Source organism: Pseudomonas sp. GR 6-02 (assembly GCF_001655615.1).
Lineage (GTDB): Bacteria > Pseudomonadota > Gammaproteobacteria > Pseudomonadales > Pseudomonadaceae > Aquipseudomonas.
The window spans coordinates 5,035,382-5,051,033 of the sequence record NZ_CP011567.1; the positions used below are offsets into that span (position 1 = coordinate 5,035,382).

A 15,652-nucleotide genomic window follows, 5' to 3' on the forward strand; every position below is an offset into this window, starting at 1 on the left:
TCGCTATTGTTGTTGTGTTTCCCGCCGTGTCATCACCAGCCGCCCGACGAACCACCGCCGCCGAAACTGCCCCCGCCGCCACTGAAGCCCCCGCCACCGCCGCCAAAACCTCCGCCACCGAAACCACCCCGGCCTCTACCCCCTCCACTTGGCAGAATACCGAACATCTGGCCGACGAAGATCGTCAGGATAAACAGCAGCACCAGGAACACGAATATTCCCGGATGCCGCGCAACGAAATCGCTCTCCTGATTGCCACGCGGCTCATACACCGTCGACGGCTCGTTCAGCGGATTGCCCCCCAGCACCACCAGCATCGCCGAAACGCCATCGCTGATGCCCTTGCTGAAATTGCCGGCCTTGAACGCCGGCGTGATCACCTGATTGATGATCACCGAACTCTGCGCATCGGTCAGGCGATCTTCCAGGCCATAACCGACTTCGATCCGCAATTTTCGCTCGGCACGCGCGACAATCAGCAGCGCGCCGTTGTTCTTGTCCTTCTGGCCAATGCCCCAGTAGCGTCCCAGTTGATAACCGAAATCCGCGATGTCGGCGCCCTGCAGGTCCGGCAACGTGACCACCACCAACTGCTCGCCGGTGGACTTCTCGTGGGCATTAAGCTGCTGAACCAGCTGCTCGCGCACCGCTGGCTCGATCATTTGGGCGTTGTCCACCACCCGTCCGGTCAGTTCCGGAAACTTCAACCCGGCCTGGGCCGTCAGGGCAAAGACCCAGAACAACAGCATCAGGCCCACTTTCATCACGCGCATTGGCAACCTCTTCCTTGGTGGCACTTCAAACCCGGTCCGGCGCCTACTGGAACTTCACTTCAGGCGCTTTTTCGGCACCGGGGCTGGTGGCCTCGAAAGTTTCGCGGATCGGCAAGTCGCTGTACAACACGGAGTGCCACAAGCGACCGGGGAAGGTACGAAGCTCGGTATTGTACTTCTGCACCGCGAGGATGAAGTCGCGACGCGCCACGGCGATGCGGTTCTCGGTGCCTTCAAGTTGCGATTGCAGCGCCAGGAAGTTCTGGTTGGCCTTGAGGTCCGGATAACGCTCGGACACCACCATCAACCGACTCAGCGCGCCGGTCAGCTGATCCTGCGCCTGCTGGAACTGTTTGAGTTTTTCCGGATTGTCCAGCGTGCTGGCATCCACCTGGATCGACGTCGCCTTGGCCCGGGCTTCGACCACCGCGGTCAGGGTTTCTTCCTCGTGTTTGGCATAGCCCTTGACGGTTTCCACCAGGTTGGGGATCAGGTCGGCGCGGCGCTGGTACTGGTTCTGCACCTGGCCCCAGGCGGCCTTGGCCTGCTCGTCGAGGGTCGGGATCGTGTTGATGCCGCAACCGGCCAGCAGAGCGGTCAGCAACATCAAGGCTGCAACCTGCAGGCTCGACCGATAGGGGTGTCGTACATTCATCTGGTTGATGCTCCCTTGCACATTGCGTTGATAAAACAACCGGCGAACTTTGACCCCGGCTCTTGGGGCATAATCTGCGCCGCTACTGGATTGCATCGAGCCAATGGGCTAAAAGATGCCCAGCGAAAAAGCAGTAAGAAGTGTGCTGCATTTTTCTGAGCAATACCCAAACAACAATAGTCGCTCCCCAAATTTTGGCTGACCGGCGCGTATTCACTGCCGCTTGGGCCTTTTGAGAAGAACATTCATGAAGAAGCTGTGTTTGCTGGGCCTGTTCGTCAGCCTGGCCAGTCATACCGTATTGGCCGCCACGACGCCCGCACCGATAGAGAACAAGGACGCCTTCATCAGCCATCTGATGAAACAAATGACCCTCGATGAAAAAATCGGCCAGTTGCGCCTGATCAGCATCGGCCCGGAAATGCCTCGGGAGCTGATCCGCAAGGAAATCGCGGCCGGTAATATCGGTGGCACCTTCAACTCGATCACCCGCGCCGAAAACCGTCCGATGCAGGACGCGGCCATGCGCAGCCGGTTGAAGATCCCGATGTTCTTCGCCTATGACGTGATCCACGGCCACCGCACGATTTTCCCGATTCCCCTGGCCCTGGCCTCGAGCTGGGACATGGACGCCATTGGCCGGTCCGGGCGCATCGCCGCCCAGGAAGCCGCGGCTGACAGCCTCGACATCACTTTCGCGCCGATGGTCGATATCTCCCGCGACCCACGCTGGGGCCGCACCTCCGAAGGCTTCGGCGAAGACACCTACCTGGTTTCGCGAATTGCCGGTGTGATGGTCAAGGCCTTGCAGGGCAGCGGTGCGAACGCGGCTGACAGCATCATGGCCAGCGTCAAGCATTTTGCCTTGTACGGCGCGGTCGAGGGCGGTCGCGACTACAACGTCGTCGACATGAGCCCGGTCAAGATGTACCAGGATTACCTGCCGCCGTACCGCGCCGCCATCGACGCCGGTGCCGGCGGGGTGATGGTTGCGCTGAACTCGATCAACGGCGTACCGGCCACCGCCAACACCTGGCTGATGAACGACCTGCTGCGCAAGGAATGGGGCTTCAAGGGCCTGGCAGTCAGCGACCACGGGGCGATTTTCGAGCTGATCAAACACGGCGTCGCCCGCGACGGTCGTGAAGCGGCGAAGCTGGCGATCAAGGCCGGCATCGACATGAGCATGAACGACACGCTCTACGGCAAAGAGCTGCCGGGACTGCTCAAATCCGGCGAGATCGAACAGAAAGACATCGACAACGCCGTGCGCGAAGTGCTCGCCGCCAAGTACGACATGGGTCTGTTCAAAGACCCGTACCTGCGCATCGGCAAGGCCGAGGATGACCCGGCCGACACCTACGCCGAAAGCCGCCTGCACCGCGCCGAGGCCCGTGATGTCGCGCGCCGCAGCCTGGTGTTGCTGAAGAACCAGGGCGATACCCTGCCCCTGAAGAAAACCGCGAAAATCGCCCTGGTCGGCCCTTTGGCAAAAGCACCGATCGACATGATGGGCAGTTGGGCTGCCGCCGGTAAACCTGCGCAATCGGTCACCCTGTTCGACGGCATGACAAATGCCCTCGGCGCGCAGTCGACGCTGATCTACGCCCGTGGCGCGAACATCACCGACGACAAGAAAATCCTCGATTACCTGAACTTCCTCAACTTCGATGCCCCGGAAGTAGTGGACGATCCGCGCCCGGCCAACGTGTTGATCGACGAAGCGGTAAAAGCCGCCAAGGATGCAGATGTGGTAGTGGCTGCGGTTGGCGAATCCCGTGGCATGTCCCACGAATCGTCGAGCCGCACCGACCTGAACATCCCGGGCAACCAGCGCGAGCTGATCAGGGCGTTGAAAGCCACCGGCAAACCGCTGGTGCTGGTGTTGATGAATGGCCGTCCGCTGTCGATTCTCGAAGAGAAAGAGCAGGCTGACGCGATTCTGGAAACCTGGTTCAGCGGCACCGAAGGCGGTAACGCCATCGCTGACGTGCTGTTCGGCGACTACAACCCGTCGGGCAAGCTGCCGATCACCGTTCCGCGCTCGGTGGGTCAGATTCCGACCTACTACAACCACCTGAGCATTGGCCGGCCGTTCACTCCCGGCAAACCGGGCAACTACACCTCGCAGTATTTCGAAGACACCACCGGGCCACTGTTCCCGTTCGGCTTCGGCCTGAGCTACACCCAGTTCAGCCTGACCGACATGGCATTGTCGTCGACCACGCTGAACAAGACCGGCAAGCTCGACGCCAGCGTCGTGGTGAAGAACACCGGCAAGCGTGACGGCGAAACCGTGGTGCAGTTGTACATCCAGGACGTGACCGGCTCGATGATCCGCCCGGTCAAGGAACTGAAGAACTTCCAGAAAGTGCTGCTCAAGGCCGGCGAACAGAAAGTCGTGCACTTCACCATCACCGAGGATGACCTGAAGTTCTACAACGCCCAGCTCAAGTACGCGGCGGAACCGGGCAAGTTCAACGTGGAGATCGGCCTGGACTCACAGGACGTGACGCAGCAGAGCTTTGAGTTGCTGTAACCCCGCTTAATTGATCATTCCCACGCTCTGCGTGGGAATGATCTGGATCTAAAAAACCTACCCCCGCCGATCCAGCAGATTCACCACCACCCGATCCACCCATCCCCAAACCCTCTGCTTGACCCGCCGCCACAACGGTCGGCGCTTCCACGCCTCAAGACTGACTTCCTGGCTCAAGGCAAAGTCATTCTCGAAACTCGCCGCCACCGCTCGGGTCAGCCCCGGGTCCAGGGCTTCGAGGTTGGCCTCCAGATTGAAGCGCAGATTCCAGTGATCGAAATTACATGAGCCGATACTCACCCAATCGTCGATCAACACCATTTTCAGGTGCAGGAAACACGGCTGGTATTCGAAGATCTTCACCCCGGCCCTGAGCAGTCGCGGGTAGTAGCGATGCCCGGCGTAGCGCACCGACGGGTGATCAGTACGCGGCCCGGTCAGCAGCAGACGCACATCGACGCCGCGATTCGCCGCCCGGCGCAGCGAGCGGCGGACTTTCCAGGTTGGCAGGAAATAGGGCGTGGCCAGCCAGATTCGCTGCTTGCCGCTGTTCAGCGCGCGAATCAGCGATTGCAGAATGTCCCGGTGCTGGCGGGCGTCGGCATAAGCGACCCGGCCCATGCCCTCGCCCATCACCGGCACTCGCGGCAGGCGCGGTAGACCGAAGTGTGAAACGGGTTTCCAGGCACGCCGATAGCGGTTGGCGATCCATTGGCGGTCGAACAGCAATTGCCAGTCGATGACCAGGGGACCGGTGATTTCCACCATCACTTCGTGCCATTCGCAGGTGTCTTCGCCCGGCGACCAGAACTCATCGGTGACCCCGGTGCCACCAACGACCGCCAGGGATTGATCCACCAGCAGCAACTTGCGGTGATCGCGATAGAAGTTGCCCACCCAGCGTCGCCAGCTCAGCCGATTGTAAAAACGCAACTCGACCCCGGCGGCCATCAGGCGCTGACGCAAAGTCAGGGTGAAGGCCAGGCTGCCATAGTCATCGAACAGACAGCGTACCCGCACGCCACGCTCGGCCGCCTGGACCAGCGCCTGAACCATCGCCTCAGCGCAGGCCCCTGCCTCCACCAGGTACAGCTCCAGCTCGACTTGTTCTTCGGCGCGGGCAATCGCCACCAGCATGCGCGGGAAAAACTGCGGGCCGTCGATCAGCAGTTCGAAGCGATTGCCTTCGCGCCACGGAAAAATTGCACCACGCATTTCAGCGCGCCGTGAAAATCAGCACCGCACCCACCGGTACCGACAGACTGATGGCCGACAAACCGGCGAGCTTGCGCAAGCTTTCCAGGCCTGGGGCCAGGTCGAAATCTTCGGCGCTGATCACCAAAGGCTCGAGGGTCACTACTTGAAAGCGCCGGTCATCGAGACGGGTCGCCAGCAGTTCGGCGTTGTATTGGTGTTGCTTGCCATGCAGGTCGACGGTCACCGGCAAGCGCAATTCCAGTTGCGCACCGGGCGCCAGGTCGTTGATTGGCCGCAAATCGATCTGCGTGGTGATCAGCGCTTCGGGAAACGTCTGGATCTGGAACAGTTCCTTGCGCATGCGTTCGTCACGCAGCGGAATACCACTATTAACCGACTCCAGCTCGACTTCCACCTCGGCCAGCCCCTTGGGGTCGACCTTGCCATGCAGCACCAGAAAGCGCTGCACTTCGGAGATGTTGGCGTTTTTGGTGCTGACAAACGACAGCCGCGAGGACTCGCCGTCCAGATACCAATTGGCCTGGGCCGACACGGTGACACCGGCCAGCAGCAGGGAAGCGAGGGTTTTGTAGATGAACCGCTTGAACATAGAAACTCGGGGGCAGATAAACCTGAGCGAACCTTAACTGGCTTGAGGCAGGTTGCAAACTTTCTGTGACTTCGCCCCAATCTTTGTGGCGAGTACGACCACGTCAGGGTTGCAGGCGGCAGCCCTGGCGCTCGCCGATCCACTGTGCGCTGTTGCTGCGCCCCAATCCGCCGACCGTTACCCGCTTGCTCGCGGCATCATCGACGAAACCGCTGGTGGGTAAATACTGCTTCACATAACCCTGGCAATACGCCGCCGGATTGTTCATCACATACCGGCACGAGCAGTATTCCTTGGCGGTGTAAGCACTGATGATGTCGGGAAAAGCCCACAGCGCCACGCGTTCCTGCCAGACCCAGCCGAGCACGGCGATCAGCAGCACCAGCAACAGCGTGCTGAACGGCCGACGGCGAATGAAACTGCGACGGCTCATGGCTGCACCTTCATGGCAAACGCCTTGAGCGCGAGTTTGAGCAGTTCGTTATGCCGGTAACTTCCATCGCGATCATCGCCGTAGCGGACGATCACCAGCTTTTCGCTGGGAATCACATACATCGCCTGGCCCCAATGGCCCAGCGCGGCGAAGGTGTCGACGGGCGCATCGGGCCAGGGTTGTGCCGCACCATCCACCGCTCGATTGAGCCACCAATGCCCGCCGGGCACCGCTTCATCCTGGTTGGCTCGGTAGCGGGCGAACGGCTCACGGCTGAAGTCGACCCACGCCTTGGGCAGCAGCTGCCGCTCGCGCCAGCGACCGTCGCGCGCCATCAACAGGCCGACCCGTGCCAGGTCCCGGGCGGTGAGGTAGGCATAGGACGAAGCGACAAATGTCCCCGTGGCATCCGCTTCCCAAACCGCGCCGCGAATGCCCAAGGGTTCGAACAATGCGGTCCACGGATAATCCGGATATCGGGCCGGGCCAACAATGGCTTTCAACGCGACGGAAAGCAGATTGCTGTCGCCGCTGGAGTAGCGGAAGGCCTGACCGGGCCTGGCGTACGCGTCATGGTCGGCGGTAAACGCAGCCATGTCGCGATGACCTCGGGTGTAGAGCATCGCTACCACCGAGGACTTCAACGGTGCGTACTCATAGTCTTCCTGCCAATCCAGGCCCGAGGCCCAATGCAGCAAGTCGGCCATGGTCATGGCGGGGTGTTTTTCCAGCGCTGGATAGAACTGCACCGCCGGGTCCTGCAATTTGAACAGACCTTCGCCATAGGCCACGCCGAGCACCGTGGCCATCAGGCTTTTGCTGATCGACCAGGTCAGGTGCGGGGTGTCGGCACGGGTCGGGTCGGCGTAGCGCTCGTAGACGAGTTGGCCGTCATGGATCACCAGCAAGGCATCGGTGCGGATGCCCTCGCGGGTGGTGTCGTTGCGGGGTGGGAAAGCGTAGTTCTCCAAGGCTTGAAGGGCCGGGCCGGCGACTGTCGGGCCGGTTGGCCACTGCTCGCCCGGCCAGTTTTCGGCATTGGCCGTGAAGCTGAACAGCAGGATGAAAATCAGCGACAAGCCTTTGAACATGGAGGACGCTCGGAGGATGAACCTCCTGAGCCTAGTCGAGGTTGATGACAGTTTTGGGAGGCCCGTCACCCTAACGAAGATCCCGCCAACGCCTTGGCCAACCGCTTGCCCCGCGCCCCTGCCGCCAGATCCATCACGGCCTGATCGCGCTGCCACATCGCCGCCCACTGCGGCGGGCCGTCGGTCATGGCCTGATTCACTTCAGCCTTGAGCCCGTCGAATTGCGCAAACAACCCACCCAGCAACACATGCCCGGCCGGATTGTTCGGCGCCTGGCGGCTGACTTCCGCGCACCCGGCCAGCAGCGCCAGCAAACGCAGTTGCAAGGTGTGCGGCCAGTCGTTGTCCTGGCCAATGCCGAACAGCCACGCGGTCATTGCACTCAGCACATAAATGTCTTCCAGGGTGCGGAACGGTTTGACGTAAGCATCCCAGCCGTCCCCCGCCAACAATTCGCACAGCGCGTTATCGAGAAACAGCCGACCGTGGCTGATCTCGGGCATCAACGGCAACGGCGCGAGTTTCTCCAGACGCACGCCCGGTTCGCCGGGGTAAACCACCGCCAGACTCAGGCGCGGATCGCTGCCTGGCTCTTCGCTGCGAGCGGCGACCAGCAGCCAGTCGGCGGCATCGCCGGCGGTGACGAAATCCTTGCGTCCGCTCAGACGCAGATCCCGCAGCCGGGTCTGCATGTCCGCCACCCGCAAGCTGCGTTGCTCGGTCGCGCACAACGCACCGAGGCTCAGCGGCGCGCTCGGCCAGAGCATCCGCAGCGCCGCTTGATACCCCACCAGAAACGCCAACCCCGGAGTCGCCATCAGGCGTCCGCCGTTCACCGCCAATTCGAACGGGGTGACCGTGCCCAAGCGGTGCAACAAGGTCGCGAAGCCTTCGCCAAGGTCGGAGTCGGCGGGCAGGCGATCGCTGCGGTTCAACAGGGTTTGCCAGGGCATAAGAGGCTCCTTGTGGGCTGTCATATAAGCATCACCAAAGCTTCATGGCGATGACACCGGGGCTACATAGCCTGACTTTGCACAACACGGCTGCATAAAGAAAGTCGATCGGCTGCAACCCAAGACGGGTGGCCAGCCCGTACGGAGATTCGCAATGACTCAGATCGCCCGCATCAGCGACACCGGCAATGAACGCCGCCTGCAAGCCGAACGCCTGGTGGGCGCCGAGGCACTGCAGGAAGCCCAGGCCTTGCGCTTCAACGTGTTCAGCGGCGAATTCAACGCCAGGCTGAAAGGCGTGGAATTGGGTCTGGACATGGATGACTATGATGTTCACTGCGCCCACATCGGCGTACGTGACTTGAACACCGGGCGCCTGGTGGCGACCACTCGTTTGCTCGACCACACGGCCGCCAGCAGCCTGGGCAAGTTCTACAGCGAAGAAGAATTCAGCCTGCATGGCCTGGTTCATCTGAAAGGCCCGATCCTGGAAATCGGTCGCACCTGCGTCGACCCGGCCTACCGCAACGGCGGCACCATCGCCGTGCTCTGGGGTGAACTGGCCGAAGTGCTGAACCAGGGCGGCTACAGCTATCTGATGGGATGCGCGAGCATTCCGATGCAGGACGGCGGCATCCAGGCCCATGCGATCATGCAACGCCTGCGCGAACGCTACCTGTGCACCGAACACCTGCGGGCCGAGCCGAAGAAGCCATTGCCGACGCTGGACATTCCATCGAACGTCATCGCCGAAATGCCGCCGCTGCTCAAGGCCTACATGCGCCTGGGCGCAAAGATCTGCGGCGAGCCGTGCTGGGACGAAGACTTCCAGGTGGCCGACGTGTTCATCCTGCTCAAGCGCGACGAGCTCTGCCCGCGTTACGCCAAGCACTTCAAGGCGGCTGTGTAATGAGCCGCTTGCGGGTGTACGCGCGAATTGCGCGAGTGCTGATGGTGGTGGCGCTGGGCTTGACCATGGCCAGTGTGTTCGGCGCGTTCGAACGACTGGGGATTGCCCATTCAATGGTCCGTCGCCAGCGCTGGTCGCGGTTTTTCATGGCGCGGCTGAGCAATGCCCTGCCCTTTCATGTCACCGTCCATGGTCAATTGCCGAAGGCGCCGATGCTCTGGGTCAGCAACCATGTGTCCTGGACCGACATTCCGCTGCTGGGCATGCTCACGCCGCTGTCGTTCCTGTCCAAGGCTGAAGTGCGCACCTGGCCGGTGGCGGGCTGGTTGGCGGCCAAGGCTGGCAGCCTGTTCATTCGCCGTGGTTCAGGCGACAGTCAGTTGATCCGCAAACAGATGACTCGCCATCTGGAACAGGAACACCCGCTGCTGATGTTCCCGGAAGGCACCACCACCGATGGCCGTTCGCTGCGCACCTTCCACGGTCGTTTGCTGTCTGCGGCGATCGACTCCGAAGTGGCGCTGCAACCGGTGGCGATTCGTTATCTGCGCAACGGCGAGCTGGATACCCTGGCACCGTTCATTGGCGATGATGATTTGCTGTCGCACCTGATGCGCTTGTTCGCCAATGATCGGGGTGAGGTGGAGATTCATCTGCTCAAGCCGATCGAGTGCCAGGACCGGGAACGCGCGGCGCTGGCGTTCGAGGCGCAGCAGGCGGTGCAGAAGGCGTTGTTTGGGGCGATTCCGGAACCCCGGCAAGTCCCGATTCGCCCCGCCATCGCCGCTTAAACACACTTTTCTGTGGGAGCGGGCTTGCTCTCTCCCACAGTGGTTTTATGTCGCCGGCTGACTCTGCACAAAATCCTGAAGCTGCGGATAAAACAACCGAAAATCCTCGCTCAACGGTTCATACAACCGCCGCAACTCTTGCATTGCCGCGGCCAGCTCCTCGGGTCGCGTCAGTCTGCGTGAAATCCCCCGCAGCACCTGCTCAAGCACTTCGAACTCCTGATAAGCCCCCAACCAGTCATTGGCCACCATGTGCGGCGCAATCTTCGCCAGGCGCTCCGGCAACTGTGGCTCGGCCAGCAGCACCCGGTAAACATCCGAGGTGAATTGCCCCAGCGGACGGTCGGCGTACAGCGCCCAGTCCCGCGCCAGGCAATGGTCGAAAAACACATCGAGCACGATCCCGGCGTAACGCCTGCGCGTGATGGAAAACCGTGACAACGAGACATCCACCAACGGATGACGGTCGGTGAAGACATCGATGCTGCGATGCAACTGGATGGCTGCCTCGACCTCCGGATCGAACTGCCCCTGCAGCCGTCCCTTGACGAAGTCGCCATACAGACTGCCGAGCATTTGACCGGGGCGTTGGCCACCGAGGTGCAGATGTGCGAGATAGTTCATGGGCGCAGCTTAGCACTGCCTCACCAATATCGTTATAACCCGATATACCGATTTACGCAGTCATCAGACCGAAATCATATTGGTATATCGCGAAATACCGATTTAAAGTTCGCCCCATCGCGATATAACGTTTTACTCATCACGAGCCCCAAGCCATGAACCTCGACCTCGACGAAATAATAAAAGCCCTGGCACATCCGGTACGGCGAGAAATCCTGCACTGGCTCAAAGACCCGGCCGTCGAATTTCCCGACCAGACCCACAGCAACGAGCACGGCGTCTGCGCCGGGCAGATCGATCAACGTTGCGGTTTGTCGCAGTCCACGGTGTCCGCACACCTGGCGACCCTGCAACGCGCCGGCCTGATCAGCAGCCGCAAAGTCGGCCAGTGGCATTTTTTCAAACGCAACGAGGAAACCATCCAGGAGTTCCTTCGCACCTTCAGCAAAGAGCTCTGACCCTTTGGCCGATAAGGAATCAATCATGCCCCTCTCGCTACTCATTCTGGCCTTGAGCGCCTTCGCCATCGGCACCACCGAGTTCGTCATCATGGGCTTGCTGCCCGATGTGGCGGCGGACCTCGGCGTGTCGATCCCCGGCGCCGGCTGGCTGGTGACCGGTTACGCCCTGGGCGTGGCCATCGGCGCGCCGTTCATGGCACTGGCCACCGCCAGGCTGCCGCGCAAGGCCGCATTGGTAGCGTTGATGGGGATTTTCATCATCGGCAACCTGCTCTGCGCCCTGGCCAGTGACTACAACGTCCTGATGTTTGCCCGTGTGGTCACCGCCTTGTGCCATGGCGCGTTCTTCGGCATCGGTTCGGTGGTGGCGGCAGGCCTGGTGCCGGCCAACAAACGTGCGTCGGCCGTGGCCCTGATGTTCACCGGCCTGACCCTGGCCAACGTCCTCGGCGTACCGCTGGGCACCGCGCTCGGCCAGGAAGCCGGCTGGCGTTCGACCTTCTGGGCAGTGACCGTGATCGGTGTGGTTGCGCTGATCGGCCTGATCCGCTTCCTGCCGGCCAAGCGCGATGAAGAGAAACTCGACATGCGCGCCGAACTGCGCGCCCTCAAGGGGGCCGGTATCTGGTTATCCCTGAGCATGACCGCCTTGTTCGCCGCGTCGGTCTTCACCTTGTTCACCTATGTCGCGCCGCTGTTGGGCGAAGTCACTGGTGTTTCCCCGCGTGGCGTGACCTGGACCCTGGTGCTCATCGGCCTGGGCCTGACAGTCGGCAACATCATCGGCGGCAAGCTGGCTGACAAAGGCATGGCGGCGACGCTGATCGGCGTGTTCATCACCATGGCGGTGGTCTCCACCGTGCTGACCTGGACCAGCGTGGCCCTGATCCCGACCGAAATCACCCTGTTCCTCTGGGCCACCGCGTGCTTTGCCGCCGTGCCGGCACTGCAAGTCAACGTGGTGACCTTCGGCAAGGCTGCACCGAACCTGGTGTCGACCCTGAACATCGGCGCCTTCAACGTCGGCAACGCACTCGGTGCCTGGGTCGGCGGCAGCGTCATCGCCCACGGCTTCGGCCTGACCCGCGTGCCACTCGCGGCAGCCGCACTGGCGGTGCTCGCCCTGCTGGTGACCCTGATTACTTTCCGTCAGAGCGGCGATGCCGAGCTGGCCCCCGCTACCCATTAATCGCTAAAAGAGAGCTATTAAATGACGACAATTTTCGATCCGATCAAACTGGGCGACCTCAAGTTGGCCAACCGCATCATCATGGCACCGTTGACCCGCTGCCGCGCCGACGAAGGCCGTGTGCCGAACGCGCTGATGGCCGAGTATTACGTGCAGCGCGCCTCTGCCGGCCTGATCCTCAGCGAGGCCACGTCGGTCACGCCGATGGGCGTCGGTTACCCGGACACTCCCGGCATCTGGTCCAACGACCAGGTGCGCGGCTGGAGCAATGTGACCAAAGCGATCCACGGCGCGGGCGGCAAAATCTTCCTGCAACTGTGGCACGTGGGTCGGATTTCCCATCCTTCGTACCTGAACGGCGAAGCGCCGGTCGCACCGAGTGCCATCCAGCCTAAAGGCCATGTCAGCCTGGTTCGTCCATTGGCCGACTACCCAACTCCGCGCGCTCTGGAAACTGCTGAAATCGCCGACATCGTCGACGCTTACCGCGTGGGGGCCGAGAATGCCAAGGCCGCCGGTTTCGACGGCGTGGAAATCCACGGTGCCAACGGTTACCTGCTCGACCAGTTCCTGCAAAGCAGCACCAACCAGCGCACCGACAACTACGGTGGCTCCCTGGAAAACCGTGCGCGCCTGTTGCTGGAAGTGACTGACGCCGTGATCGAAGTCTGGGGCGCTGGCCGCGTCGGCATGCACCTGGCACCGCGCGCCGACTCCCATGACATGGGCGACGACAACCTGTCCGAGACCTTCACCTACGTCGCTCGCGAACTGGGAAAACGCGGCATCGCGTTCATCTGCTCGCGCGAAAAAGAAGGCGCCGACAGCCTCGGCCCGCAATTGAAAGAAGCCTTCGGCGGCCCGTACATCGCCAACGAACGCTTCACCAAGGACAGCGCCAACGAGTGGCTGGCCAGCGGCAAGGCCGACGCGGTGGCGTTTGGTGTGCCGTTCATCGCCAACCCGGACCTGCCAGCGCGCTTGAAGGCCGATGCACCGCTGAACGAGCCGCGTCCGGAACTGTTCTACGGCAAGGGCCCGGTCGGTTATATCGACTATCCGACGCTGTAAGCCTCGACCGTTGAAATGCAAAAGCCCCGACTCGAAAGAGCCGGGGCTTTTGCGTATGGAAGATCAAAGGTCACCGAGGCAAATGCGATGCCTTTGGTCGGCTATTCGGCGCCCTTGTAGCCGGGGCGTTCACACTCATTCACATACTCGACACAAAATCCCTACAAAATACGTAGCTCGCTACCTATCAACCTGGCGAACGTACGTATATAAAAGCATCCCATTGCAAAAAGGCGCGCGAAGCAGGGACATTCCCCGCGTCATGCCTTGACAAAAACGGATCCAATTACGCATTTTGTTTCAATTGCGCAGGCTGGGACTCAAGCGCAGCATATCCAAACCTGTGTCGACCCAACGCTCGGCTTCGATGTGCAGTTGAAAACTGTCGGGCGCCAACAGCCACTGATACAGGATGCCATCGATGTAGGCATGCAAGCTGATGGCCGCGCGGGCAGCGTCGAGGTTTTCCGGTAACTGCCCGCGATTCACCGCATTACTCAGGGCCAGCGCGATTCGCACATTGCAATCGAGGCTGACCGTTCGGCGCTGCTGGCGCAGGTCGCACATTTCATCGGTGAATTCGCACTTATGAAACAGAATCTCGTTGATGCGTCGGGTTTTCGGGTCCATGGCAACTTGATGAAACAAATGAATCAACAGTTTGCGCATGCAGCCCAGCGGGTCGAGTTCGTCTTGGCTTTCACTGGCCTTGGCCATTTCATTCAGCGGCTCGTGCAGGGTATCGAGCATCGCCTGCAGCAGATCCGCCTTGTTACTGAAATGCCAGTAGATAGCCCCGCGAGTCACCCCGGCCAGGGTAGCGATATCCGCCAGCGTCGTGCGTGCCACGCCCCGCTCGAAAAAGGCTTTTTCTGCCGCTTCGAGTATCTGGCTTCGGGTTTCTTGAGCTTCCTCTTTGGTGCGACGGACCATGGCAGTAAAACCTCAATCAGGGTGCCTCAGCGATGTCTGAGCATCCGCTGAATAGAAGTGAGGCGAGCGCTTTCGGGCTTCGTCTCAGGCCTACAATTCAAATCTTTGGACGGCTTTTGTAACGGTGTGGGTACGCCGCCAAGGTATTTACAAACAAGCATGAATGTAAGTATATTCCTTAGCAAGCTACTTATCCACCCGGTAAAATTCTTTAACCTTCCACCTTTCTTGTGCGCAACTTGCGCGCCTGACCCGAGGATCTTCATGCAATTCAAGCCAGCTGTTACCGCTCTGGTTACTGCCCTCGCCCTGGCATCGCTGCTCAGTGGATGTAAAAAGGAAGAGGCGGCACCTGCCGCACCCACCCCTCAGGTCGGCGTCGTAACCCTGCAACCACAAGCCTTCACCCTGACGTCCGAACTTCCAGGGCGCACCAGTGCGTTCCGTATTGCCGAAGTTCGCCCACAGGTCAACGGCATCATTCTCAAACGACTGTTCAAGGAAGGCGGCGACGTCAAGGCCGGTCAGCAGCTGTATCAGATCGACCCGTCGGTCTATGACGCGACCCTGAAAAGCGCCGAAGCCAACCTGCGTTCGACCAAGTCGATCTCCGATCGCTACAAGCAACTGGTCGACGAACAGGCCGTCAGCCGTCAGGAATACGACACGGCACTGGCCAACCGCCTGCAATCGGAAGCCTCCCTGCAGACCGCCCAGATCAACGTGCGCTACACCAAGGTCTACGCACCGATCTCCGGTCGAATCGGCCGTTCGTCGGTGACGGAAGGCGCGCTGGTCAGCAGTGGCCAGAGCGACGCCATGGCGGTCATCCAGCAACTGGACCCGATCTATGTCGACGTGACCCAGTCCTCGGTGGAGCTGCTTGAGCTGCGCCGCGAACTGGAAAGCGGTCGTCTGCAAAAGGCGGGCGACAATGCCGCCGCGGTCAAGCTGACCCTGGAAGACGGCAGCCAGTACGCCGTGGACGGCAAGCTCGAGTTCTCTGAAGTCTCGGTAGACCAGACCACTGGTTCCGTGACTCTGCGCGCGGTGTTCCCGAACCCTGATCACACCCTGCTGCCGGGCATGTTCGTTCACGCTCAGTTGCAATCCGGCGTGAACAGCGCGGCGATTCTGGCGCCGCAACAAGGCGTGACCCGCGACCTCAAAGGCACCCCGACCGCGCTGGTCGTGGGTCCGGACAACAAGGTCGAACTACGTCAGCTCAAGGCCAGCCGTACTGTCGGCAACCAATGGTTGATTGAAGACGGCTTGAAGGCAGGCGATCGCCTGATCACTGAAGGGCTGCAATTCGTCAGACCTGGTGTTGAAGTCAAGGCCACTGAAGCCACCAACGTCAACGCCAAGAGCCCGGTCCCCGCACAGGCAGCCAAAGTCGCTGTCGGCGGCAAAGGGGAGTAA

At 61.1% G+C, this 15,652-nt stretch carries 16 protein-coding genes; 7 read left to right on the forward strand and 9 right to left on the reverse strand.

Annotated elements, in window-relative coordinates:
• Positions 1–32 precede the first annotated feature (32 nt).
• Both PGR6_RS22125 and PGR6_RS22130 read right to left on the reverse strand, forming a co-directional pair.
• Complete coding sequence (locus PGR6_RS22125) at positions 33–773, reverse strand: TPM domain-containing protein (RefSeq protein WP_064619843.1); 741 nt, start codon at positions 771–773, stop codon at positions 33–35.
• Positions 774–816: 43 nt separating this feature from the next.
• Positions 817–1,428 (reverse strand): LemA family protein, encoded by a 612-nt coding sequence (locus PGR6_RS22130; RefSeq protein ID WP_064621343.1) that lies wholly within the window; start codon positions 1,426–1,428, stop codon positions 817–819.
• Between the two features lie 247 nt (positions 1,429–1,675).
• On the opposite strand from PGR6_RS22130, the gene bglX reads away from it, so the two are divergent.
• Positions 1,676–3,967 (forward strand): beta-glucosidase BglX, encoded by a 2,292-nt coding sequence (gene bglX, locus PGR6_RS22135; protein ID WP_018926848.1) that lies wholly within the window; start codon positions 1,676–1,678, stop codon positions 3,965–3,967.
• A gap of 57 nt (positions 3,968–4,024) precedes the next feature.
• Here bglX and PGR6_RS22140 read toward each other — a convergent pair whose 3' ends face one another.
• The 5 genes from PGR6_RS22140 to PGR6_RS22160 form a co-directional block, all read right to left on the reverse strand.
• Positions 4,025–5,182: a phospholipase D-like domain-containing protein gene (locus tag PGR6_RS22140; protein WP_018926849.1), complete on the reverse strand. Its 1,158-nt coding sequence runs from the start codon at positions 5,180–5,182 to the stop codon at positions 4,025–4,027.
• A 1-nt stretch (position 5,183) separates the two neighbouring features.
• Positions 5,184–5,774, reverse strand: a complete 591-nt coding sequence (locus PGR6_RS22145) for a YceI family protein (protein ID WP_018926850.1) — start codon at positions 5,772–5,774, stop codon at positions 5,184–5,186.
• A gap of 103 nt (positions 5,775–5,877) precedes the next feature.
• Positions 5,878–6,207 (reverse strand): hypothetical protein, encoded by a 330-nt coding sequence (locus PGR6_RS22150; RefSeq protein WP_064619846.1) that lies wholly within the window; start codon positions 6,205–6,207, stop codon positions 5,878–5,880.
• A complete protein-coding gene (locus tag PGR6_RS22155) occupies positions 6,204–7,298 on the reverse strand; it encodes a serine hydrolase domain-containing protein (RefSeq protein WP_064619851.1) in 1,095 nt (364 codons plus the stop codon). The genes PGR6_RS22150 and PGR6_RS22155 overlap by 4 nt, the downstream gene beginning before the upstream one ends.
• A gap of 65 nt (positions 7,299–7,363) precedes the next feature.
• The gene (locus PGR6_RS22160) at positions 7,364–8,251 is read right to left on the reverse strand and encodes an acyl-CoA dehydrogenase family protein (protein ID WP_064619855.1); all 888 of its coding nucleotides are present in this window, start codon (positions 8,249–8,251) and stop codon (positions 7,364–7,366) included.
• 154 nt (positions 8,252–8,405) lie between these two features.
• Between PGR6_RS22160 and olsB the strand changes: the two genes are divergently transcribed.
• Both olsB and PGR6_RS22170 read left to right on the forward strand, forming a co-directional pair.
• Entirely contained in the window at positions 8,406–9,161 is a 756-nt protein-coding gene (gene olsB, locus PGR6_RS22165; protein WP_064619858.1) for an L-ornithine N(alpha)-acyltransferase, read from the forward strand.
• Entirely contained in the window at positions 9,161–9,952 is a 792-nt protein-coding gene (locus PGR6_RS22170; protein WP_064619861.1) for a lysophospholipid acyltransferase family protein, read from the forward strand. The genes olsB and PGR6_RS22170 overlap by 1 nt, the downstream gene beginning before the upstream one ends.
• Positions 9,953–9,997: 45 nt before the next feature.
• On the opposite strand, the gene PGR6_RS22175 is transcribed toward PGR6_RS22170, so the two are convergent.
• Positions 9,998–10,576 carry an acyl carrier protein phosphodiesterase gene (locus tag PGR6_RS22175; RefSeq protein ID WP_064619864.1) on the reverse strand — a complete coding sequence of 193 codons (579 nt, stop codon included), beginning with the start codon at positions 10,574–10,576 and terminating at the stop codon, positions 9,998–10,000.
• 155 nt (positions 10,577–10,731) lie between these two features.
• Between PGR6_RS22175 and PGR6_RS22180 the strand changes: the two genes are divergently transcribed.
• From PGR6_RS22180 to PGR6_RS22190, 3 genes are read left to right on the forward strand one after another with little or no spacing between them, the layout of a single operon-like run.
• On the forward strand, positions 10,732–11,034 hold the full coding sequence (locus PGR6_RS22180) for an ArsR/SmtB family transcription factor (RefSeq protein WP_018926857.1): 303 nt from the start codon (positions 10,732–10,734) through the stop codon (positions 11,032–11,034).
• 25 nt (positions 11,035–11,059) lie between these two features.
• Positions 11,060–12,226: an MFS transporter gene (locus PGR6_RS22185; RefSeq protein WP_064619867.1), complete on the forward strand. Its 1,167-nt coding sequence runs from the start codon at positions 11,060–11,062 to the stop codon at positions 12,224–12,226.
• Positions 12,227–12,247: 21 nt separating this feature from the next.
• Complete coding sequence (locus PGR6_RS22190) at positions 12,248–13,297, forward strand: alkene reductase (RefSeq protein WP_064619869.1); 1,050 nt, start codon at positions 12,248–12,250, stop codon at positions 13,295–13,297.
• Between the two features lie 300 nt (positions 13,298–13,597).
• Here the strand turns inward: PGR6_RS22190 and emhR are convergent, their stop codons facing one another.
• Positions 13,598–14,230 carry an efflux system transcriptional repressor EmhR gene (gene emhR, locus PGR6_RS22195; protein ID WP_064619872.1) on the reverse strand — a complete coding sequence of 211 codons (633 nt, stop codon included), beginning with the start codon at positions 14,228–14,230 and terminating at the stop codon, positions 13,598–13,600.
• Positions 14,231–14,494: 264 nt separating this feature from the next.
• Here emhR and PGR6_RS22200 point away from each other — a divergent pair, with 264 nt between their 5' ends.
• Positions 14,495–15,652 (forward strand): efflux RND transporter periplasmic adaptor subunit, encoded by a 1,158-nt coding sequence (locus PGR6_RS22200; protein ID WP_018926861.1) that lies wholly within the window; start codon positions 14,495–14,497, stop codon positions 15,650–15,652.

Coding starts and splice junctions, on each gene's coding strand:
- PGR6_RS22125 (WP_064619843.1), bottom strand. CDS start 773: ATGCGCGTGATGAAAGTGGGCCTGATGCTGTTGTTCTGGGTCTTTGCC.
- PGR6_RS22130 (WP_064621343.1), bottom strand. CDS start 1,428: ATGAATGTACGACACCCCTATCGGTCGAGCCTGCAGGTTGCAGCCTTG.
- bglX (WP_018926848.1), top strand. CDS start 1,676: ATGAAGAAGCTGTGTTTGCTGGGCCTGTTCGTCAGCCTGGCCAGTCAT.
- PGR6_RS22140 (WP_018926849.1), bottom strand. CDS start 5,182: ATGCGTGGTGCAATTTTTCCGTGGCGCGAAGGCAATCGCTTCGAACTG.
- PGR6_RS22145 (WP_018926850.1), bottom strand. CDS start 5,774: ATGTTCAAGCGGTTCATCTACAAAACCCTCGCTTCCCTGCTGCTGGCC.
- PGR6_RS22150 (WP_064619846.1), bottom strand. CDS start 6,207: ATGAGCCGTCGCAGTTTCATTCGCCGTCGGCCGTTCAGCACGCTGTTG.
- PGR6_RS22155 (WP_064619851.1), bottom strand. CDS start 7,298: ATGTTCAAAGGCTTGTCGCTGATTTTCATCCTGCTGTTCAGCTTCACG.
- PGR6_RS22160 (WP_064619855.1), bottom strand. CDS start 8,251: ATGCCCTGGCAAACCCTGTTGAACCGCAGCGATCGCCTGCCCGCCGAC.
- olsB (WP_064619858.1), top strand. CDS start 8,406: ATGACTCAGATCGCCCGCATCAGCGACACCGGCAATGAACGCCGCCTG.
- PGR6_RS22170 (WP_064619861.1), top strand. CDS start 9,161: ATGAGCCGCTTGCGGGTGTACGCGCGAATTGCGCGAGTGCTGATGGTG.
- PGR6_RS22175 (WP_064619864.1), bottom strand. CDS start 10,576: ATGAACTATCTCGCACATCTGCACCTCGGTGGCCAACGCCCCGGTCAA.
- PGR6_RS22180 (WP_018926857.1), top strand. CDS start 10,732: ATGAACCTCGACCTCGACGAAATAATAAAAGCCCTGGCACATCCGGTA.
- PGR6_RS22185 (WP_064619867.1), top strand. CDS start 11,060: ATGCCCCTCTCGCTACTCATTCTGGCCTTGAGCGCCTTCGCCATCGGC.
- PGR6_RS22190 (WP_064619869.1), top strand. CDS start 12,248: ATGACGACAATTTTCGATCCGATCAAACTGGGCGACCTCAAGTTGGCC.
- emhR (WP_064619872.1), bottom strand. CDS start 14,230: ATGGTCCGTCGCACCAAAGAGGAAGCTCAAGAAACCCGAAGCCAGATA.
- PGR6_RS22200 (WP_018926861.1), top strand. CDS start 14,495: ATGCAATTCAAGCCAGCTGTTACCGCTCTGGTTACTGCCCTCGCCCTG.